This window comes from Vreelandella subterranea (assembly GCF_900111305.1).
In the GTDB taxonomy this organism is placed as follows: domain Bacteria; phylum Pseudomonadota; class Gammaproteobacteria; order Pseudomonadales; family Halomonadaceae; genus Vreelandella; species Vreelandella subterranea.
This window is the reverse complement of the sequence record NZ_FOGS01000012.1, coordinates 97,187-118,344: the sequence shown is the minus strand read 5'-3', so window position 1 is coordinate 118,344 and position 21,158 is coordinate 97,187. Positions and strand designations below refer to the sequence as shown.

The window sequence follows — 21,158 nt, the reverse complement described above, 5'->3', positions numbered from 1 at the left end:
CACCACTCTCGAGTTCCCTGTGGCACAGGCAAGGTAATGCCTAGCGAGAAAGCATCACTTTACGTAAACAGAATTTAGCGAGTCCTGAGCTAAGCGCCAATTAATATTTTCAACGCTTGCCATAGTACAGCGAATGTCGAATGCCGACATACCTGCTTGGCCTCCATCAATGGTCTTATCTTTAGTCGATCTCGACATATGCCCCGATATGCCGCATACGCTGCTCAAACCTGGTCACATTCTCGACCATTGCGTCAGGGCCGAAGGCAACGCACTCTGCCAGAATGGCCTCGATAAGCGTAATGGCCGACAGGATCGAAGGGAAAAAGTGCGGGGTCGCGTTGGCAAGGTTGAATGAGATCTGAGCACCGGGTGCCAGCGGTGAACGCATGGTATCCGTTACCACGATGGCCTTGACGCCGTTAGCCCGGGTTACTTCCAGCGCTTTTACCGTTTCAGCGCAGTAGGGCTCAAAGCCGAAAACGACGACCGTATCGTTTTCATCGAAGCGGTCAAGTTCGGTTAAAAGCCCGCCTTCAAGACCTCTAATAAGGTTGATATTGGGCATGGCAATGCGCCCTACATAGGCAAAGTGGTAGGCGCAGGCAAAGGTGTCGCGAAAACCCACCACGGCGATATTGCGCGCGGCCAATAACTGCTGAGCGGCATCGCGTACCCGGGCCTGATTATCGGCAGTGAACAGGCGGCCAATGTTGTCGAAGGCGGCATCGCCGACATCCACAAAGAGAGGATCATCGGGCTGACTAGCCTGATGGCGAAGTCGGGAGGCGCGCCCTGATAGTTCCACTGGCGGTGTCTGTACCGCCGACTGGAATACCTCGCGAAACGTTTCATAGCTTTTGAAATCCAGTCGCTTGGCCAGACGCACCAGGGTCGAGGGCGTCACATGTGCCGCTTCCGCGGTTTTGCGGATGGATTGAAACGCGATGTTCAGGGGGTGTTCCATCACATAGCCTGCCGCCTGTTTCAACTGCGGGCTAAGGGTCGGATAAGCCGCCGCAAGTCGTTGGTTGATGGAATCCAGCGGCGAGGCAGACGATGGGGGCGTTTCACTATTTTCAGAGGTCATTCAAGGCTCCAGCGCATTCAGATGGGCAGTGTAAACCATGTCACCGGGTTGGTACATTTGTACCTTTTTATTCTTTATATGAAACATTCGTGTTGACTGAGACAAAGTATGGCCCTAGGATCATGTACGATACATATGTTTCTTTTTCTGGGTAATATAGAAACATATGTATCTATATTGTCATCTTTCTTTCAGGTAGCCCGACCCTAATGACCACGCCCCAAGCTTTGCCTCCCTACTCCCATCTTATTGTCACCCAGCAGGACCATGTGCTGACGGTTTGCCTCAACCGGCCCGACCGGCTCAATGCCGTCGTGGAGGCGCTGTATCAAGAGCTGCTCGACGTGCTGGCCATTGCCCAGCGCGAGCGGGACATTCGTGCCGTGGTGATCACCGGGGAGGGGCGCGCCTTCTGCGTCGGGGCTGATATGAAAGCCCACGAAGGCGCGGGGCGGACGCTTTTCCAGCGGCGCCAATATCTGCAGTTGGGGAATGACGTGGGCGAGGCGATTGCGCAACTGAGCAAGCCGGTGATTGCCGCAGTGAATGGCTATGCGTTGGGGGCAGGCGCCGAAATGGCCGTGGCCTGTGATTTTGTGCTGATGGCCGATGATGCCCAGATCGGTTTTCCCGAAACCAGCATTGGCACCAGCGTAGGCGGCGGCGTTTCCAAGTGGCTACCCCAGCTGGTCGGCCTGGCCCAGGCTCGCCGACTTCTGTATATCGGCGAAAGAATCAATGGAACCGAGGCAGTACGGCTGGGTCTGGCGCTGGCCAGCTATCCAGTGGATCAGTTGATGCCCGAGGCCTTATCACTGGCGTCGCAGTTGGCGGGAAAGGCGCCTGTGTCATTGGCCATGTTGAAGCCGCTGGTCAATCGCGCCGCGCAAACCGACCTGCCAAGCCAGCTTCAGCAAGAGCTGGATGCGGTCTTTACCTGTTCGACCACCGAAGACTGGCAGGAAGGCGTTAATGCCTTTGCCGAAAAACGAACGCCCGAGTTTAAAGGCCGTTAACCAATGGGGCCTCCCGCGGCTAGCCGTTCGCGGATGCTGTCGTTTCTCTCATTTCAACAGGGCATACCATGCAACCTATCGAAGGCAATCTTCCTTCAGTCAGCCTGCTCCATGCTGTTCTGGCGCCAGCGGGCATCGCGGTGGTAGGGGCGTCAGCCGATGCCACCAAACGTGGTTATAAAGCCATGGAAGGACTCGTAAAAGGCGGGTATCGCGGGGATATTTACCCGGTCAATCCTAAGGCCGACGCTATTTTAGGGGTCAAGACCTGGCCGTCTATCAGCGCGATTCCGGGGAAGCCGACACTGGCACTGCTTTGCACGCCTGCCGACACGGTCCCCGATCTGATTGCCGAATGTGGCCGCCGGGGTATCAAGGGGGCGGTGGTGTTGGCAAGCGGCTTTAGCGAAAGCGGTGTGAAGGGGGCAGCGTTGGAAGCCCGAATGATGGCCAATGCCCGCGCCCATGGTGTGCGGATCATCGGGCCCAATACCTCGGGGCTGTTTAATCTCCATCATAATGTCAACCTGCTGGCGCTCGAGAACCTCAAGCCCGGCGACATTGGAATTGTCTCGCAATCGGGGAACATGCTGCTTTCCCTGGCGTTGGAGGCCCAGCATAACGGGCAAGTGGGGTTCAGCACCTATATCGGCCCGGGTAACCAGAGCGATATCGGCTTTAACGACTACCTGCGCTATCTTGGCGAGGATGTGCATACCCGAGTGGCTACCCTCTATGTGGAAGGCTTTCGGGACGGTCGCCAGTTTCTCGATGTGGCGCGTGAGGTCACTGCCATGAAGCCTGTGGTGGTGTATAAATCCGGTTCCACCGAGCAGGGCCAAAAGGCCGCCAGCTCGCACACCGGGGCCCTTGCAGGTAGCTACCGGATGACCGTGGACCTGTTGCGCCAGGCCGGGGTGAGCGTGGTGCAATATTCCGATGAAATTCTCCCGGTGGCGGAAGGACTGGGCCGCTTGCAAAAGTCGGAGGGCAAACGCGTGGCGGTGGTGGCCGACGGTGGCGGTCAGGCAACGATTGCCGCCGATCGGCTGGCGGAAGCAGGCTTGACGCTGGCAACGCTTAGCCGCGAAACCCAGTTGAAGCTCGAGGCGCTTTTGCTACCCCAGGCTTCGACGCTGAACCCCGTCGATGTAGCGGGTTCTTCGGATGCGAACCCTTCACTTCTGGCAGAATGCATGGCCGTGGTGGCCGCTGACGCGAATGTCGATAGCGTGTTTTTAGTGGGGATGTTTGGCGGCTATAGCCTGCGCTTTGCCGAGTCCTTGCTGGGGGATGAGATGCGCGGAGCCGAATCCATGATTGAGCTCGCCCATGCGAGCGCTAAACCGCTGGTCATCTACAGCCTATACGCACCCATTAAACCCCCGGCGCTGCGTCGACTGCACGAGGCCGGGCTGCCCGTTTACGCCTCCATCGAGCATGCGGTAAGAGTGCTGGCGGCGCTGGGTGAGCGCGGCGAATACCTGGCAAAATGCGCCGTTCAACCCGCTGGTCCGCCGATGCAGGCATCCCCTAAAGGCCAGGCAATGCTAACCAACGCCAAAGAACAAAAGCGGGACTTGCTCGAGTTCGAAGCCAGGGGGCTTTTGGCCGAGCATGGCATTCATGTGCCCGACCAACGGTGGGTGCAGGGCAGTGATGAGCTGGGGGAAGTTGCCCGTCACTTTGGTGAACAGGCGTTGGCCATGAAAGTGGTTTCCAGAGACATCCTGCACAAATCCGACGCGGGTGGGGTCAAGCTCGATCTGGCAGGCGACGCCGCTTTGCGCGATGCCTACCAAACCATCATGGCTAACGCCAAGGCTTATGACCCCAGCGCCCGGCTCGAGGGGGTGCTGGTCACGCCGATGGTTGAGAAAGGGGGGGAGGTGATCATTGGTATGCTGCGGGACCCGGTCTTTGGCCCGGTACTGATGTTTGGCCTGGGCGGCGTTTTCGTCGAAGTTTGGGAGGACGTGGCGTTTCGTTCACTGCCCATCACCCAAGCCGACGCCGAATCCATGGTGAACCAGATCAAGGCGCAGAAAGTGCTGGAAGGCGTCCGCGGTGCACCGGCGGTCAATAAGCAGGCGCTGGTAGTGTTGTTGATGCGCATTTCAAAGCTGGTGGACGCCTATCCGAGTATTCGTGAGCTGGATTTAAACCCGGTGATGGCCTATCCAGACAGCCATCCCCACGGGTATGCCATTGTGGATGCCCGAATCATCGTGGAGCGCGAAGAATGAGTCTATCGATGCCGACACTGGCGGATGCGACACTAACCCTTGAAGAGCGGGTAGCCACGCTCACCATGAATCGACACGACGTGCGCAATGCGCTTACCGGCACCGCACTGGTCGATGACATTGTTGCCACGTCTAACTGGGTGAATCACACAGACGAGGTGTCGGTACTGGTGATCACCGGCGCTGGCTCGGCGTTTTCCGCCGGTGGTAACGTCAAGGATATGGCCCGCCGCGACGGCGATTTCGCGGGAGACGCGGCGGAAGTCGCCGAGCGTTATCGTCGGGGCATCCAGCGTATGCCGCTGGCGCTTGAAGCGGTGGAAGTACCCATCATTGCAGCGATCAACGGGCCTGCGATCGGTGCCGGGTTTGACCTGTCCAATATGGCGGATTTACGCATCGCTTCGCGCCAGGCCAAGTTTGGCGAAACCTTTCTCAACCTGGGCATTATTCCCGGCGACGGCGGGGCATGGTTCATGCAGCGTCAGATCGGTTACCAGCGTGCCTTTGAACTGACCTTGTCCGGACGGGTTATCGATGCCCAGGAAGCCCTGGCGTATGGCATCGTGTTGGAGGTTGTCGAGCCCGATGCGCTGATGACGGCAGCGATGGCGCATGCCGGGCGCATCGCTGCCCAGCCGCCCAAGGCCACGCGGTTGACCAAGCGGCTGATGAAAATGGCGCCTGACATGGAGCTAAAGGCGTTTCTTGACGTCTGCGCCGTTTTTCAGGGTATGTCCCATAACGAACCCGAGCACCTTGAAGCCGTTCAGCAAATGTTGGAACGCATGAAAAAATAGCGTCATTGCTCTGTCGGCTCAACCAATGACCTGTCTCAGCCTGGCATCGCCGGGCTTTTTACTGGCGTATAGTCAATGCCTGATATTGGTTACCTGCGCGTCGCTATCTGATTTACAGTGAAGCAAGCGTTTAACCACGGTAGTGACGGTGAACCACAGGGAGGTGATGCAACAATGGCAATCGAGGACGTGGGGCTGGCGCCGAGTACGCTGGTATTTGTCGTGCTGGGGTTAACATTGGCGGCCTTTGTATGGGGGCGGTTTCGCTACGACCTGGTCGCCCTTTCCGCGCTTTTGGGGTCGGTGATGCTGGGATTGGTGCCCGCCGAAGATGCGTTTCTCGGTTTTGGCCATCCTGCGGTGATCACCGTTGCCGCCGTGCTGGTGCTGAGTAAAGGGTTCGAACGCTCTGGCCTGGTCGATATTATCGCCGACCAGATACTCAGGGTGGGAGAGCGTTTGATCCTCCAATTGCTGGCGTTGGTGGGAACCGTCCTTGTGCTTTCGGGAATCATGAACAATGTCGGAGCGCTGGCGCTGTTGTTGCCCGTTGCCATGCGTATGGCGCGGGAACACGACACCTCTCCATCGCTATTGCTGATGCCGCTGGCATTTGGCTCGCTGCTGGGTGGGCTGACGACACTTATCGGTACCCCGCCGAATATCATTATTTCCAGTTATCGGGGTAACGTATCCGAGGATACTTTCAGCATGTTCAGCTTTGCCCCGGTAGGAGGCGTCGTGGCGTTGGCCGGGTTGGCCTTTATCGTGCTGGTTGGCTGGCGACTAACGCCCAAGCGGAGCGGCCAGGCATCACCGTCGGATATGTTCGATACGGCCAACTATCTGGTAGAGCTCAAGGTCAACGATGAATCAAAAGCCAAGGGGTTGACGCTGCAGCAGCTTCGCGACGAGCTCGAAGAATCCATTCCGGTACTGGCGGTAGTGCGTGATGACAATCGCCAGGCGGGCTATTCGTTTCACGGCATGTTACAGGCCGGCGACATCCTGCTTTTGGAAGCCGGCCCTGAAGAACTAAAACTGCTGGAAGACAAAGCAGGGCTGAGCGCCGTCGCCGAGCTTGAACGGGATGACGAGGATGGCGAGACTACCGATTTGGCCGAAGACGAAGAGCCAGAGTCGCATCCATCGGTGGATACCGAGGGGCTACAGCTGGTGGAAGTGGTGGTGCGCAATGACTCCATGATGATCAACCGGAGTGTCCGTCAGTTGCGCCTCAATCACCAGTTTGGTCTGCATCTGGTCGCGGTGGCTCGGGATGGCACCCGGTTAAAGCAGCGCCTGCGGGATATTCGTTTTCAGACCGGGGATATCCTGTTGTTGCAGGGCGAGGAGAATGAAATTGCCGAAAGCCTGCCAGCGTTGGGTTGTTTACCCCTGGCTAACCGTGATCTGAACCTTGGCCAGCCACGCAAATTGCTGCTTTCGTTGGCTATTTTTGCGGCTGCTATCGTTGCTATGCTGTTGGATGTACTGCCTGCTGCGGTGGCATTGAGTAGTGCGGCACTGGTGTCGCTTTTGATCGGCGTGCTGCCGCTTCGGGAAGGCTATCAGGCAATCGATGGGCCGGTGATCGTCCTTTTGGGGGCCATGATTCCGGTCGGTGAGGCACTGGAGTCCAGCGGCGGGGCGGACTTGATTGCCCAGGCGTTGTTGCAATGGGGAACCGACTGGCCGGTGGTGGTTACCCTGGTGGGACTGTTTATCCTTTCCATGCTGCTTTCCAATGTCATCAACAATGCCGCGGCGGCGCTGCTGATGGCGCCCATTGCCGTCAGCCTGGCGAGAGGGTTCGAGGTATCGCTCGACCCCTTCTTGATGGTGGTTGCGGTCAGTGCGTCCTGCGCCTTCCTGACCCCGATAGGCCATCAGTCCAATACGCTGGTGCTGGGGCCCGGGGGCTATAGGTTTGGCGATTACTGGAAGCTGGGGTTGCCGCTTTCGGCGGTCGTGCTGCTGGTGTCGATACCGATGATCCTGTGGGTATGGCCGCTGTCGGCATAATGTTCGTCTTCGAGCATCAATGGGCGTTATTTGATGGGAAATTTTGCTACGCTGCTATGTTTGAAAGTGAATGATTTCAAAGTGAATGGTTTCAAAGTAAATAGTTTAAAAGTAAATACGTTCTAAAACGAAAAAATAACGTCACGGGCTAGCTTATGAATCAACAGTTTCGTCAAGACGCGATCATCGAGCTGGTCCGCCAGCATGGGTACATGAGCATCGAGCAGCTCACTGACCACTTTGCCGTAACGCCACAAACCATTCGCCGCGATCTGAATACGCTGGCAAACGATGGCCGCGTTAGACGCGTTCACGGAGGGGTGGGGATTGAATCCAGCACGGTGAATACCGCCTACAGCACGCGCAAGACCCTGCACCTGGAAGAAAAAGAGCGTATCGCGCGGTGCCTGGCAGCGCATATTCCCAACGACGCATCACTGTTCATTAACATCGGTACCAGCAACGAAGTGATTGCCCAGGCGCTGCTCGATCATCAGGGGCTGGAGATTATCACCAATAACCTCAACGTCGCCGCGATTCTGCAGCACAAGGAAGATTTTACGGTGATCATTGCAGGCGGGCAGGTGCGCTCCCGGGATGGCGGTATTATTGGCGAGGCCACCATCGACTTTATCAACCAGTTCAAGGTCGATTACGGCATTATCGGTATCAGTGGCATCGACGAAGACGGCTCTTTGCTGGAGTTCGACTACCAGGAAGTACGCGTTGCCCAGGCCATCATCGCCAATTCACGGCGCGTTTATCTGGCCGCCGACTATTCCAAGTTTCACCGTAACCCGGTGGTACGCCAAGGCAATATTGCCCAGTTGGACGCGCTGTTTACCGACCGCAAACCGCCTGAGGCCATTCAGCGCCTGCTGACCCAGCATGATGTCGCGCTGCACCTGGCCTGACCAGGTGAAGGCGGTGATGTTTTCATACTTGAGCATTGCTGGCGGCTGGCGTAGCCTTTGGTGATAATAAATCGAAAATAAATGTACATAATCGAAACTACCAACAACAAAGTGAACGTGCCATGTCCTCCTATATACTTGCCATCGATCAAGGTACGACCAGTTCCCGCGCCATCCTGTTTGACCGTGAAGGTCAAGTAACCGCCGTCGCGCAGCAGGAATTTACCCAGCACTATCCCTACGACGGTTGGATCGAGCACGATCCTGAAGATATCTGGGACACGGTCGTTGCCACCTGCCAGGAAGTCGTCAAAAAGGCCGCTATCCAACCAGCGCAGATTGCCGGTGTGGGCATTACCAACCAGCGCGAAACCACCATTGTGTGGGACAAGCGCACCGGAAAGCCGGTTTATAACGCCATTGTGTGGCAGGACCGGCGTACCTCGTCGCTCTGTGAACAGCTACGCGATGGTGGCCATACCGAGCGTGTGCAGGCCAAGACCGGCCTGCTGATCGACCCGTACTTTTCCGCCACCAAGCTTGCATGGGTGCTGGACAACGTCGAAGGGACCCGAGCCCGGGCTGAGAAAGGTGAATTGCTCTTTGGTACCGTCGACAGCTTCCTGATCTGGCGATTGACCGGTGGTCACCATCACGTAACCGATGCCACCAATGCCTCGCGCACCGCCTTGTTCAATATCCACGAGCAATGCTGGGACGATGAACTGCTCGACCTGTTCGATATTCCGGCAAGCTTGCTGCCCGAGGTGAAAGACTCGAGCGATGACTTTGGAACCATGGATGCCCGCTGGCTGGGTGTTGAGCTGCCGATTGCGGGCGTGGCGGGTGATCAACAGGCCGCGCTGGTCGGTCAGGCGTGCTTTCAGCCGGGTATGGGGAAGAGTACCTATGGAACCGGCTGCTTCATGATCGTCAACACCGGGGATACACCGTCGCTGTCACGCAACCGCTTGCTGACAACCATTGGCTATCGCCTGAATGGCAAGCCGACCTACGCCATGGAAGGCAGTATCTTTGTCGCCGGCGCCACCGTCCAGTGGCTGCGCGATGGGCTGAATTTATTTGCGGATGCGGCGGAAACCGAAGCCCTTGCGCGTAAAACCCGCCGTGGGCACAGCGTTTATCTGGTGCCCGCGTTTACCGGTCTCGGGGCACCGCACTGGGACCCCAAAGCCCGTGGGGCGATTTTTGGCCTGACCCGCGATACCGGGATTGCGGAAATTGTCGCCGCTGGTCTTCAGGCGGTCTGTTACCAGACGCGTGATCTCCAGCATTGCATGAACGACGATATGGAAGCCCCTCCCGGCAATCTGCGTGTCGATGGCGGCATGGTCAAGAATAACTGGGTCATGCAGTTTCTGGCCGACATGCTGAACGTGCAGGTAGACCGCCCCACGATTCTGGAGACCACCGCGCTGGGGGCCGCCTACCTGGCTGGCCTGCGGTTAGGCTGGTATCAGACCCTGGACGAGATAGAGCAGCTCTGGCGCTGCGAGCGCAGCTTTATACCGAGCATGGAGGAGGCAAACCGCGAACAGCTGTACCAAGGGTGGTTGGACGCGGTTTCCCGCGTACGTTCAACGGATTGACCCATTCCCGCCAGAAGCCGCTATCGCCATTGTTGTGATAGCGGCGTCATTTTATTAACCCTTGGTCGACTGGCGTTGTCGGGGTGATGGCGTATACTGCTCTCGTTTTTCCAGGCCATCTCGGCCAAGTTTCTCGTCTTTATCAACGCCTTCCCGCGTATTGACCCTCTCTCGTGAAATTCTATGACACCCTTTGGGGCTATTCGGCGCTTATGTAGTCGAGCTACAACGCTGCCTGCGGCCAATGAAGCATTGTGAGCTTTACGGCAGTGCACCATAGTGAAGTCATGGATCAGGGCGGTGTTTCGTTATCCCGATTGACCCTTCTGACCACTGCTACATTTGATGCGCTTTTGAATTACCCGGGCGCTTGAAGCGAAGGTCTTGTAACGCTTGTGACCTTATCGCAGTCACCGAACTGGACACTTATCCGGTCCAGCATGAGTAGCAACGTCACCATTCGTCATTAACAAGATGGCTGCTTAACGATTAACGACAATAGTAAGCAGCGGATGACCATACCATGAGGGTTTTACCATGAACTGCATCGAATTAAGCCAACAAGCCGACCGAATCGCCAATACGTTTAGCAAGCAGGATCTGGCCAAGCTGGTAGTAGCGCTAAAAGGACAGCGGGAGTCACTTCAGCACGCGGTTGAAGTCATCGACACCATTGATAACCGTATGGGGTACACCATTGAAGAAGCCTGGGACGAGGTGCTGGCAGGGGATTCCCAGCTGCTGGTTGAAAACGAAGAATAGCGACTAAAGATCAGTTTTTGACGCTCGTCACTTTCCTCTATCCCCCTGCGGCCACCGTGAGGGGGATTTTATTTGCCACTGTGTTTCCTGCCGCCGTTCTCTATGAGGGAACTTCCTGTTTGGGGGCATAGGGTTGGGCGGTATCCCGGTTCTGGGCGAAGTACGCCTCAAAGCGCTCTTCGGCTTGCTCGCCGAAGAGAACACGGCAGGCTTCTTTCAACCCCTTGGAGTGGCGCAGTTGCTCGTGGTGTACCACGAGTGACACCTTGGCCCGGCGGCGCAGGAAATCTTCAAGCTGGGTGATCATTTCATGATCACGGGCATGTTCAAGCTCGCAGCGGATATATTCCGTGCCCTCGATCAGAATGTCGGCCTCTGCCGGATCCTGGCGGATTTTTTCCAGCATGGGCATGGCCTGTTCGGCGTAACGCCGCCAAAGGCGTGATGAGAGAGGCTCTGACGATGTGGCTGCTGTCATGGCGTCCAGGTTCATGCGCTTGGCGTGATCCATGAACTGTTGTTTCACGGCATCGGGTGGCTCGCCATACCAGCGGAAGCCCTGGTCGGGTAGTTCGATCCCAAGCTTCGCGACGGCTTCAGCGATCTCGTCGCCCACGTTCAGGCAGTCGGTCAACTTGCCGCCAAAAATACTGATGTGTGCGCTATCCTGATTGGTGTCGATCACATGCTTGCGGGATAGCTGGAGAAAGTCACGGTCGTTGCCTTGATCCGCCTTGATGGCCAAGGGGCGCACGCCACAGCGGGTCGAGATGATATCGGCCTGGCCCAGTGGCTTGTCGAGTGTCAGGCGCTTGTTGATGTTTTCCAGCACGAAGTCAATATCGTCAGCGGTAACATCCACCTCGGGGTGTTCCATGTGCGTATCGGTGGTCCCGATGCAGGTCCGGTTGCCCATGGGAATCACAAAGAACAGCCGCCCGTCGTCGGCGAAGAAGGCCAGCACGCGCTGGGAATCCGTCAACTGGGGCACAATCAGGTGAATGCCCTTGGAGTACAGGTGTTGGTGGGTGGTCTTTTGCCCGGTCAGGGTATTGTGCTGATCGACCCAGGGGCCCGCTGCATTAATCAGGACCTTGGCACGGATATCGAAGGTTTGGCCATCCATCACGTTACGCGCCTTGGTGACCCAGATATTCCCTTCACGCTCGGCGCCCAGTGACTCAACATAATTGGCGGCAGTTGCCCCATGATTGAGAGCATGACGAACGAAATTGAAGACAAACCTGGCATCGTTGTCGTGCAGGTAGGCATCTGAATATTCAAAGCCGCCGACGGAGTCGCCGATATCGATAATCGGTTCTTCCTGCTTGATTGCCTTGGGTGACAGCAAGCGGGGACGCTTGGTAAAGCCATTGCCCATCAGCCAGTAAAGCCAGGTACCAATCCACAAGTAGCGTGGTGAATGGCGAAACCCACGGGTGATGTTGGTCAGAAAACGAATTTCCTGAACAGTGGATGGGTAACTTTTAATTAAATGATTGCGACTCTTGCAAAGCTTTCTGACCAATGCGAAGTCTTTGCTTTCCATGTATTTAATGCCTCCCCAAACGAGGTTCGAGGAATGCATGCTGGTGCTGCCAGCGAAGTCGCCGCGATCGATCAGGGCAACCTTGGCACCTTTACCCGAGAGCGCAGCAGCGGTGGCGGCACCATTGATGCCGCCACCTATAATCAGTACATCGAATTCATCCGAATGTAGTTTCTCGATATTACGGTTACGCAGTTTCATAGCGGATCCAAATTAACAAAGAAAGCCCCGTTCACGGCGCTATATGGCGACCGCGCTGTTGGTAAATGTCGATAGAGGTTGCCGCCAATGAAGCCGGAAAGGGCGGGCCGTGGGGCCCGCCCAGCCGGTATTAGCGCGTACCGGCCGACATCCATTCTTCCATCATTTCGTCGTAAGGCATGGTGGTGCCTTGCGGCATTTCGTCATCCAGCTTGGCTTTCGGCGCGCCATCCTGGTCCAGCCAGTACTGCGGGTCACGCTCTTCGTTCAGCAGGGGGGCGTAGCTGTCGAAGACGTTGGCACGAGCAAGCCGGTTCATGGTGCTATCCATATCCGCCGCCAGTGCATCGAGACCTTCCTGTGGCGTAACTTCGCCGCTCATGACCGGTGCAAGGTTTTGCCACCACAGCGGCGCCATGCGGGGGTAGTCGGGTACGTTGGTACCCGTTGGCGTCCAGTTGGACTCGTTGGGGCTGCGGTAGAATTCGACCAACCCGCCCAGCTTGGGCGCCATTTCGGTCATCTGCTCAGAGAAGATGTCGGACTCGCGGATCGGTGTCAGGCCATGCATCAGCTTTTCCAGCGACACCGTCTTGGACACGGTGAACTGACCAAACAGCCACGCCGCTGTGCGACGGTCTTCGGGGGTAGAGTCAAAGAACGTCCAGGCGCCTACGTCCTGATAGCCAACCTTCATGCCTTCTTCCCAGTAAGGGCCGGTAGGCGAGGGCGCCATGCGCCATTTCGGGTTGCCTTCGTCATCGGTCACGGCAACATCGGGGTCGGTCATGTCGGCGGTGAAGGCGGTGTACCAGAAGATCTGCTGGGCAATGTTGCCTTGAGCAGGTACCGGGCCGGCTTCACCGAAGGTCATGCCTTGAGCCTCTGGGGGGGCAAAGTCGCGCAGCCAGTCCACCGCTTTCTGCATGGCAAATACTGAAGCGGGCGAGTTGGTGGCGCCGCCGCGGCTGACGCTGGCGCCCACCGGCTGGCTATCCTCGTTGACGCGAATGCCCCAGTCATCCACCGGGTTGCCGGACGGCACGCCGGGGCTGCCCATACCCGCCATGGACAGCCAGGAGTCGTGGAAACGCCAGCCTAGTGACGGATCACGCCGACCGTAGTCCATGTGGCCATAGATCTTTTCACCGTCGATCTCGCCGACATGCTCGGAAAAGAACTCGGCAATGTCCTCATAGGCGGTCCAGTTGGTGGGGACGCCAAGGTCGTAGCCGTAAATATCACGGAACTGCGCTTGCAGGTCTTCGCGCTGGAACCAGTCGTAGCGGAACCAGTAGAGGTTGGCGAACTGCTGGGTTGGCAGTTGATATAAGCTGCCATCCGGTCCGGTCCCGTACTGAAGCCCAATGAAGTCGTCCAGATCCAGCGTGGGTAGCGTGTAGTCGGCCCATTCGTTTTCCATCGCCTCGGAGAGGTTGATGGTGGTGCCATAGCGGATGTGGGTGCCGATGGCATCGGTATCGTTGACGAAACCATCGTAGATGCTGTTACCCGACTGCATCTGGTTTTGCATGGTGTCGACAACATCGCCTTCGCCAATGATGTTGTGAGTGACGTTGATGCCGGTCAGTTCGCTAAAAGCTTCCGCCAGCACTTCGCTTTCGTAGACGTGGGTGGTTAACCCCTCGGCCACGGTCTGGATATCCATGTCGCGAAATGGTTCGGCCGCCTTGGCAAACCACATCAGCTCTTCGATCTGTTCCTCGCGGCTCAGGGTCGAGTTTTGGAAATGCTCGTCGACCAGCCGCTCGGCCACCGCACGTGCATCGTGGTCATCTGCGGCTAGCGAACCGGACGCTAGCAGCAGGCTGGCGGCGAGGGTGGTGAGTTTGAAATTGTTATGTCGCATATAGACCTCGTTGTGTTGTGATCTTCCCTAATGTCGGAACCGTCCATGAGACCGCTTTTGGTTGTTGCGCCGGTTATCCCCAGCGCATCAGCACCACCAGCCATGCAAGCGAAGCTGCCAGTGCTAACCAAATTGATAATGAGGTGTAGCCAATCACGCCTAGATGAATAAACGCAGCGCACAGCAGGCCAACAAACAGCCGGTCGCCACGGGTCGTGGAGATGGGCAGAAAGCCCTTGCGTTCGATGGTGGGTGAGACAATCTCCCAAACCGTCATCCCGGCCAGCATGGCGGCAATGGCGGAAAAGAAAATAGCGGTGGGTACCGTCCATACCATCCAAGACATACATCACCTCCTTAGGTACGGCCCAGGGCAAAGCCCTTGGCGATATGGTGGCGAACGAAGTAGACCACCAGAATCCCCGGCAGAATGGTCAGCACACCGGCTGCGGCGAGCGTGCCCCAGTCAATCCCCGATGCAGTGGACGTGCGGGTCATGATCATGCCAATGGGCTGGGCGTCGGTGGCGGTCAGCGTTCTGGCCAGGAGCAGTTCAACCCAGGAGAACATGAACAGGAAGAACAGCGTGACGCCGATACCTGAGCGAATCATCGGGATGAAAATCTTGACGAAAAAGCGGGGAAAGCTGTAGCCGTCGATGTAGGCGGTTTCGTCGATCTCCTTGGGCACGCTGCTCATGAAGCCTTCCAGAATCCAGATGGCCAGCGGAATATTGAACAGGCAGTGCGCCAGCGCCACGGCAATGTGCGTGTCGAACAGCCCCACCGAGTAATAAAGCTGGAAGTAGGGCAGCAGGAATACCGCTGGCGGTGCCATGAGGTTGGTCAGCAGCCAGAAGAACAGGTGCTTATCGCCAATGAAGCTGTAGCGGCTGAAGGCATAGGCAGCAGGCAACGCCACACAAATGGTGATCAGCATGTTCATCAGTACATAGGCAATCGAGTTGACATAGCCCATGTACCAGCTTGAGTTGGTAAAGATGCCGATATAGTTATCAAAGGTAAGGTTCTCCGGCCACATGGTCATGGAGCCCAGTATCTCGCTGTTGGTTTGCAGCGACATGTTGAGCAGCCAGTAGATGGGCAGAATCATCAGGACCAGGTAGATGCCCAGCAACAAGCGCGAGCGCAGCCTTGTTCTTGCATTGCGCTTGCGGCGTTGTGCCGGTGTGATGCGGCTGAAAATGGTGTTGTACTTTTCACCCGGCTGGGTGTTCTCCAGTTGATAGCTCATGTCATGCGCCTCCCTGGGAATGCTTGTCTTTCTGCATGTTCATGATGGCGGTGTAGAACACCCAGCTCACCAGCAGGATGACCAGGAAGTAGATGATCGAGAACGCAGCAGAGGGGCCCAGGTCCTGCTGGCCCACGGCCATGGTGGTCAACGATTGGCTCAGGAAAGTCGTTGAGCTGCCAGGCCCGCCGCCGGTCAGTACAAAGGGCTCGGCGTAAATCATGAACGAATGCATGAAGCGCAGCAGTACGGCAATGACCAGCACATTGGTCAGCTTGGGCAACTGAATGTAGCGAAATACCGCCCATTTGGAGGCACGGTCAATACGCGCCGCCTGATAGTAAGCTTCGGGGATCGAGCGCAGCCCGCTATAGCAAAGCATGGCGACCAGCGGGGTCCAGTGCCATACGTCCATCAAGATGATCGTCACCCAGGCATCGCCGGCGTTACGGGTAATGTTGTAGTCGATGCCCAGCTGGCGTAGCCCCCAGCCCATCAGACCGATATCGCCGCGGGTGAAAATCTGCCAGATGCTGCCCACCACGTTCCAGGGGATCAGCAGGGGCAGGGTAATCAGAATAAGTACCGCCGACGCCTGCCAGCCGCGTTTGGGCATGATCAACGCAATGCCGATTCCCAGGGGAACCTGGATCGCGAGAATGGTGAGCGAGAATATTATCTGGCGAAGAAACGCCGCTTGCAGGGCCGGGTCGTTGAGCATGGTTTCAAACCACTCGGTGCCGGTAAAGAAACGGGCGTTGGCGCCCAGCACGTCCTGCACCGAATAGTTGACCACGGTCATCAGCGGCACGATCGCGGAAAATGCGACCAGTACAAGCATTGGCAGTACCAATAGCCAGGCGCGGTTGTTATAGACTTTATTCATGATCTACCTCGACTCGGTATTCATCGACGTAAAGGCTCAGTTTGTCGTCGGGAAAACGGATATAGACGGTGTCACCCAAGTCAGGATGGTCTTCGGGCAGCCTGGCTTTGAAGGTTTGCTGATTGAGCGAGAAGGTGAGAATGGCGTAGGTCCCAAGGTCCTGCAGGTTCTCTTTTTGTACAGCAATCGTGTCGGGTTCGTGGCTTGAGTGTACCTCGATGAACTCCGGGCGAATGCCGAGCTTGAGATTGTCGCTCTCGGCCTTTTTAAGCGTGGCCAGATAAGCATTGCTTAACGGCAGTGACTGGTCGCCGAAATAGGCCGTATTTTGTGCCTGATCGTAGCGAAGCTCGAAAAAGTTCATGCCGGGGCTGCCGATGAAATAACCCACGAAAGTATGTGCGGGCGTCTCGAATAGCTCCCTTGGGGTGCCGAACTGAACTACCTGGCCTTCATACATCACGGCGATCTTGTCAGCGAAGGTCGAGGCCTCAAGCTGGTCGTGGGTGACGTAGATCATGGTGATGTTAAAGCGCTCGTGGATTTCCTTGAGCTTGCGGCGCAGTTTCCACTTCAACTGCGGGTCGATGACGGTAAGCGGCTCATCAAACAGAATGGCGGTAACGTCGTCGCGGACCAGGCCGCGCCCCATGGAGACCTTCTGCTTTTCATCGGCGGTCAGGTTCTTGGCCTTGCGCGATAACAGCGGTGTCAGCTCAAGGATGTCGGCAACTTCCAGCACCTTGGGTTTAACCCGGTATTCGGGGGTGTTCATATTGCGCAGCGGGAAGGCGAGGTTATCGAACACCGTCATGGTGTCGTAGATCACCGGGAACTGGAACACCTGGGCGATGTTGCGCTCTTCCGGTGGCAGTTCATTGACCCGCTGACCATCAAAGAGCACATCGCCTTCGGTGGGCGCCAGCAGCCCTGAAATGATGTTCAAAAGGGTGGATTTGCCGCACCCCGACGGCCCCAGCAAGGCATAGGCCCCGCCTTGATGCCATACGTGTTCCATATGGCGGATGGCGTAATCCTTGGCCGATTGCGGGTTGGCGCTGTATGTATGCGCGAGTGTCTTGAGTACGATCTCAGCCATGGGCAGCACCCTCCGTCTGAGCCAACGGGGTATGCACGATGTGGCCCTGCTGGTCGAAAACAAACAGTTTATGAGTGGGGAAATACACCTTGATGGGCTGATTGACCTTCAGCTCGTGTATCCCCAGAAGGTGCAATACCAGGGGGAAGTGCGCATGACGCGCATGGAGGAAGGTTTCGGACCCACTGATTTCGGCGACATCCACGGTGACCGGCAGTTCCAGGTCATCCGGGGCTTGCGGGGTCAGGCTCAAATGCGAGGCGCGAACCCCGAACTGGTAGTCACCAGGCGGCAGCTTTTGCAAGGCATCGTCGCAGGTAAAGTGAGTGTCGTTATCGAAGGTGATCTCGTTGTCGGTGAGCCGGCCCGGCACGATGTTGATCGGCGGCTCGGAGAACATCTCGGCGCTGAGAATGCCGTTGGGCTGCCGGTAGATCTGATCGGTGGGGCCGTACTGAAGCAGCTTCCCTTCGTGAAGAATGGCCGTGTTGCCGCCGAGTGCCAGGGCCTCATTAGGCTCAGTGGTGGCGTACACGGCAATACAATTACGCACTTTGAACAGATCACGCAGTTCGTCGCGTAATTCCTCACGGAGCTTATAGTCCAGGTTGACCAGCGGCTCGTCGAAGAGAATGACATCGGCATCCTTGACCAGAGCGCGGCCCATGGCGGTGCGCTGCTGCTGGCCCCCGGACAATTCCAGAGGGTAGCGGTCAAGCAGATGCTCGATATGCAGCATTTCAGCCATTTCGCCGACGCGCTTGTCAATTTCGCTTTTTGGCAGCTTGGCGAGTTTAAGCGGCGACGCAATGTTGTCGTAGACCGTCAAGCTGGGGTAATTGATGAACTGCTGATACACCATCGATACGTTGCGATGGCGCACCGGTACCCCGGTGACGTCTTTGCCGTCCATCAAGATACGGCCTTGGGTAGGCGGTTCAAGGCCTGCCATCAAACGCATCAGTGTGGTCTTGCCTGCGAGTGTTCTACCCAGTAGCACATTGAAAGAGCCTGGCTCGAGTGCTAGGTCAACGTCGCTAATATAGGGAACACCGCCGACGGTATGGGCGATATTTTGCAAATGTAGAGACATGCGGATCTCGCTAGCGTCGTTGTTATTGGAGAATATCTAGCTTTCGTTTACGAAATCCTAGTTGATCGTTTTCGAACCTGCAATGCCTTTATATGCTTTCGTTTTCAGTTTTTGGATAAAAAATCGAAAATTAAACGAAAGTCTAGGATCAAAAAAACCGGCCTCGATGAGGCCGGTTGAAGGTAGGTACGAGCGAGAGGCTACTTAATGCTGTCCGCTGTCTCGGATGCTTCCCTGGCTTGTCCCTTGGCGTTGTGGTCAATCAGCGTCGATTTGTCGGTAGCAAAGGTGTCGTAGGGGAAATCATCCACGGTGAGCATTGCCAACACCTCTGCTTCGAATTCACGCATGAACTGGGCATCTTCTTCGCTGATCAGGCGCTTTTCCAATGCCGCCTCCACCCGTGCTTCTGGGTGCAGGGCCGTCTGCGGCAGTTCACCCTTGGCGTAGGCCTTGTTGACCGTCCGGTAGATCGCCTCGGCACGGTCGTAGTCCAACAGCAGGGCATTGTAACGGGCCAGCGGGTTGCGCTGCTCGCCGTCGTCGGCGTCCCAGGTGTTGTGCAACAGCTTGGTGCGCAGGGCGCTGTGGGTGGACACCCGCGTGGCGATATCCCGTGCATAGTCATCGTGGGGCTTGTCCCAGCGGCGACCGGTCGGCATAACGATCACTTTCAGCGTTTTGCCCAGCGCCCGGTTGGGCAGGTTATCGAAAATCTCGACAAAGGCCTGTTCAGCGCGCTGGAGCAGGAAGCGGCAGCTGTAATGCAGCAGGGCTTCTTCGCCTTCCACCTTGTCACCCGCTTGCCACTGCTTGAGTACCATCGAGGCCAGGTAAAGGTTGGAAAGCACATCGCCGAGGCGAGCCGAGAGCATCTCGCGCTTTTTCAGAGCCGAGCCAAGGCTTGCCATGGCCGCATCGGCGCACAGCCCAAAGCCTGCGGAGAGGCGGGCAATGTCCTGTGCATAGGCCGTTGCAGGCCCGTCAAATGGCACCTGGGGTTTGCCGATACCGAAGCCCAGCGTAAAGGCGCGCGCTGCGTTGCCGAAGATGAGGCCCGCATGGCTGAAGAACGCCTTGTCGAATGCCTTGATATCGTTGGCGTCCTTGGCGGCGAGCTCCTCGAGCACGTAGGGATGGCAGCGAATCGCGCCCTGACCGAAGATCATCAGGTTGCGGGTCATGATGTTGGCGCCTTCCACGGTGATCGCCACCGGGTTGGCACTGTAGCCGATCCCCAGGTAGTTGCGCGGGCCCAGGGTAACCGCCTTGCCGCCGTGTACGTCCATGGCGTCGGCCAGGATGTCACGCTGGAATTCGGTCAGTTGGCTTTTCAGAATCGCCGAGGGGACCGCGGGCTTCTCGCCGTGGTCGATCAGGTTGGCGGTTTGATAGACCGTCGCCTGGGAGATATATCCAAGCGCAGCCATCCGCGCTAAAGGTTCCTGAACACCTTCCATTTCCGCTACGGGCACGTTGAACTGACGGCGCACGCGGGTGAAGCCGCCGCTCCAGCCCAGCGCATAGCGCGCGGTGCCGGTGGCGCCGGAGGGCAGGGTGATGCAGCGGCCGATCGAGAGGCACTCGACCAGCATACGCCATCCCTGACCGATCATGTCGGGGCCGCCGATGATGGTATCCAGCGGCACAAAGACGTCCTTGCCCTTGATCGGGCCGTTCATGAAGGGGCTGCCGATTGGATGGTGGCGGCGGCCGATTTCCATGCCGTCGGTATCGCGGGGAATCAACGCCAGGGTAATGCCGCGGTCTTCTTCATCACCGAGCAGGTGGTCGGGGTCAAATAGCCGGAAAGCAAGACCGACAACGGTGGCAATGGGCGCCAGCGTGATCCAGCGCTTTTCAAAGTTGAGGCGCAGACCGAGGACTTCTTTACCGTCAATCATTTGCTTGCAAACGACGCCGGTGTCCGGCAGCGAGGTGGCGTCTGAACCGGCACGCGGGCCCGTCAGGCCAAAGCAGGGGATTTCACGGCCATCGGACAGGCGCGGCAGGTAGTGATCTTTCTGTTCCTGGGTGCCGTATTTGAGCAGTAGCTCGCCTGGGCCCAGCGAGTTGGGCACACCGACGGTGACCATCAGCGTCTCATTGGCCGAAAGCTTTTGCAGCACCATGGACTGACCCTTGGCCGAGAAGCCCAGGCCGCCATACTCCTTCGGGATAATCATGCCGAAGAAGCCTTCTTTCTTCAGGTAATCCCAAAGCTGCTGGGGCAGGTCCGCACGTTCGATGGCGATATCCCAGGCGTTACACATACCGGCGGCTTTCGCGCACTGGTTGTCGAGGAAGGCTTGCTCGTCTTCACGCAGGCCGTCGTCTTTAAAGTTGAGCAGCTTGTTCCATTGGGGCTTGCCGGAAAACAGCTCGCCATCCCAGGAAACCGTGCCCGCTTCCAGGGCGGTGCGCTCGGTATCGGAGACCTTGGGTGCGACTTTCTTGAACATTGCAAACAGACGCGGGGTCAACCACTGGCGGCGTAGCGCAGGAAGACCGGCAACGGCCACAGCGGCGGCACCCAGCAGTAATAGCACGCCGATGACGGAGGCATCGAACAGCAGGCCAACAAGACCCAGCACGGCAAGCACGACCAGAGCGGCGGTTGCCCCGGCTTCGCGGCGCATCACCGCGAGCAGGCCAACAGCCGCCAGCACGATCAGTAGTAGGGTGAGCATAGTGCCTCTCCAGTTATTGAGGTAGAGCAGGGTTGTTAATGGGCGGATTTAAA

16 protein-coding genes are annotated in these 21,158 nt (G+C 57.3%); 7 read left to right on the top strand and 9 right to left on the bottom strand.

The genetic code is table 11. From position 1 onward, the window contains the following. Positions 1 to 181: 181 nt before the first annotated feature. Positions 182 to 1,090: a MurR/RpiR family transcriptional regulator gene (locus BMX75_RS15860; RefSeq protein ID WP_092829565.1), complete on the bottom strand. Its 909-nt coding sequence runs from the start codon at positions 1,088 to 1,090 to the stop codon at positions 182 to 184. 209 nt (positions 1,091 to 1,299) lie between these two features. On the opposite strand from BMX75_RS15860, the gene BMX75_RS15855 reads away from it, so the two are divergent. From BMX75_RS15855 to BMX75_RS15825, 7 genes are all read left to right on the top strand, one after another. Beyond that, positions 1,300 to 2,106 carry an enoyl-CoA hydratase/isomerase family protein gene (locus BMX75_RS15855; protein WP_092829563.1) on the top strand — a complete coding sequence of 269 codons (807 nt, stop codon included), beginning with the start codon at positions 1,300 to 1,302 and terminating at the stop codon, positions 2,104 to 2,106. A 68-nt stretch (positions 2,107 to 2,174) separates the two neighbouring features. Then, positions 2,175 to 4,352, top strand: coding sequence for an acetate--CoA ligase family protein (locus BMX75_RS15850; RefSeq protein WP_092829561.1), 2,178 nt, complete (start codon positions 2,175 to 2,177; stop codon positions 4,350 to 4,352). Continuing rightward, positions 4,349 to 5,152 carry an enoyl-CoA hydratase-related protein gene (locus tag BMX75_RS15845; RefSeq protein WP_092829559.1) on the top strand — a complete coding sequence of 268 codons (804 nt, stop codon included), beginning with the start codon at positions 4,349 to 4,351 and terminating at the stop codon, positions 5,150 to 5,152. The genes BMX75_RS15850 and BMX75_RS15845 overlap by 4 nt, the downstream gene beginning before the upstream one ends. Positions 5,153 to 5,326: 174 nt before the next feature. Next, positions 5,327 to 7,177, top strand: coding sequence for an SLC13 family permease (locus BMX75_RS15840; protein ID WP_092829557.1), 1,851 nt, complete (start codon positions 5,327 to 5,329; stop codon positions 7,175 to 7,177). Between the two features lie 155 nt (positions 7,178 to 7,332). Next, positions 7,333 to 8,091 (top strand): DeoR/GlpR family transcriptional regulator, encoded by a 759-nt coding sequence (locus BMX75_RS15835; protein WP_066320278.1) that lies wholly within the window; start codon positions 7,333 to 7,335, stop codon positions 8,089 to 8,091. A 122-nt stretch (positions 8,092 to 8,213) separates the two neighbouring features. Then, positions 8,214 to 9,701: a glycerol kinase GlpK gene (glpK, locus tag BMX75_RS15830; RefSeq protein WP_092829555.1), complete on the top strand. Its 1,488-nt coding sequence runs from the start codon at positions 8,214 to 8,216 to the stop codon at positions 9,699 to 9,701. Between the two features lie 537 nt (positions 9,702 to 10,238). Further along, a complete protein-coding gene (locus tag BMX75_RS15825) occupies positions 10,239 to 10,463 on the top strand; it encodes a hypothetical protein (RefSeq protein WP_066320283.1) in 225 nt (74 codons plus the stop codon). A gap of 100 nt (positions 10,464 to 10,563) precedes the next feature. Here the strand turns inward: BMX75_RS15825 and BMX75_RS15820 are convergent, their stop codons facing one another. The 8 genes from BMX75_RS15820 to BMX75_RS15785 form a co-directional block, all read right to left on the bottom strand. After that, positions 10,564 to 12,213 carry a glycerol-3-phosphate dehydrogenase/oxidase gene (locus tag BMX75_RS15820; protein ID WP_092829553.1) on the bottom strand — a complete coding sequence of 550 codons (1,650 nt, stop codon included), beginning with the start codon at positions 12,211 to 12,213 and terminating at the stop codon, positions 10,564 to 10,566. 130 nt (positions 12,214 to 12,343) lie between these two features. Beyond that, complete coding sequence (locus BMX75_RS15815; protein ID WP_092829551.1) at positions 12,344 to 14,083, bottom strand: ABC transporter substrate-binding protein; 1,740 nt, start codon at positions 14,081 to 14,083, stop codon at positions 12,344 to 12,346. A 73-nt stretch (positions 14,084 to 14,156) separates the two neighbouring features. After that, positions 14,157 to 14,429, bottom strand: coding sequence for a DUF2160 domain-containing protein (locus tag BMX75_RS15810; protein WP_092829549.1), 273 nt, complete (start codon positions 14,427 to 14,429; stop codon positions 14,157 to 14,159). Positions 14,430 to 14,440: 11 nt separating this feature from the next. Next, positions 14,441 to 15,337: a carbohydrate ABC transporter permease gene (locus BMX75_RS15805; RefSeq protein ID WP_092829547.1), complete on the bottom strand. Its 897-nt coding sequence runs from the start codon at positions 15,335 to 15,337 to the stop codon at positions 14,441 to 14,443. 1 nt (position 15,338) lies between these two features. Then, positions 15,339 to 16,223, bottom strand: coding sequence for a carbohydrate ABC transporter permease (locus BMX75_RS15800; RefSeq protein WP_175474757.1), 885 nt, complete (start codon positions 16,221 to 16,223; stop codon positions 15,339 to 15,341). Continuing rightward, on the bottom strand, positions 16,216 to 17,322 hold the full coding sequence (locus BMX75_RS15795) for an ABC transporter ATP-binding protein (protein WP_092829543.1): 1,107 nt from the start codon (positions 17,320 to 17,322) through the stop codon (positions 16,216 to 16,218). Before BMX75_RS15795 ends, BMX75_RS15800 begins: the two co-directional genes overlap by 8 nt. Beyond that, on the bottom strand, positions 17,315 to 18,415 hold the full coding sequence (locus BMX75_RS15790; RefSeq protein WP_092829541.1) for an ABC transporter ATP-binding protein: 1,101 nt from the start codon (positions 18,413 to 18,415) through the stop codon (positions 17,315 to 17,317). Before BMX75_RS15790 ends, BMX75_RS15795 begins: the two co-directional genes overlap by 8 nt. Before the next feature lie 200 nt (positions 18,416 to 18,615). Next, the gene (locus tag BMX75_RS15785; RefSeq protein WP_092829539.1) at positions 18,616 to 21,105 is read right to left on the bottom strand and encodes an acyl-CoA dehydrogenase; all 2,490 of its coding nucleotides are present in this window, start codon (positions 21,103 to 21,105) and stop codon (positions 18,616 to 18,618) included. Positions 21,106 to 21,158 lie beyond the last annotated feature (53 nt).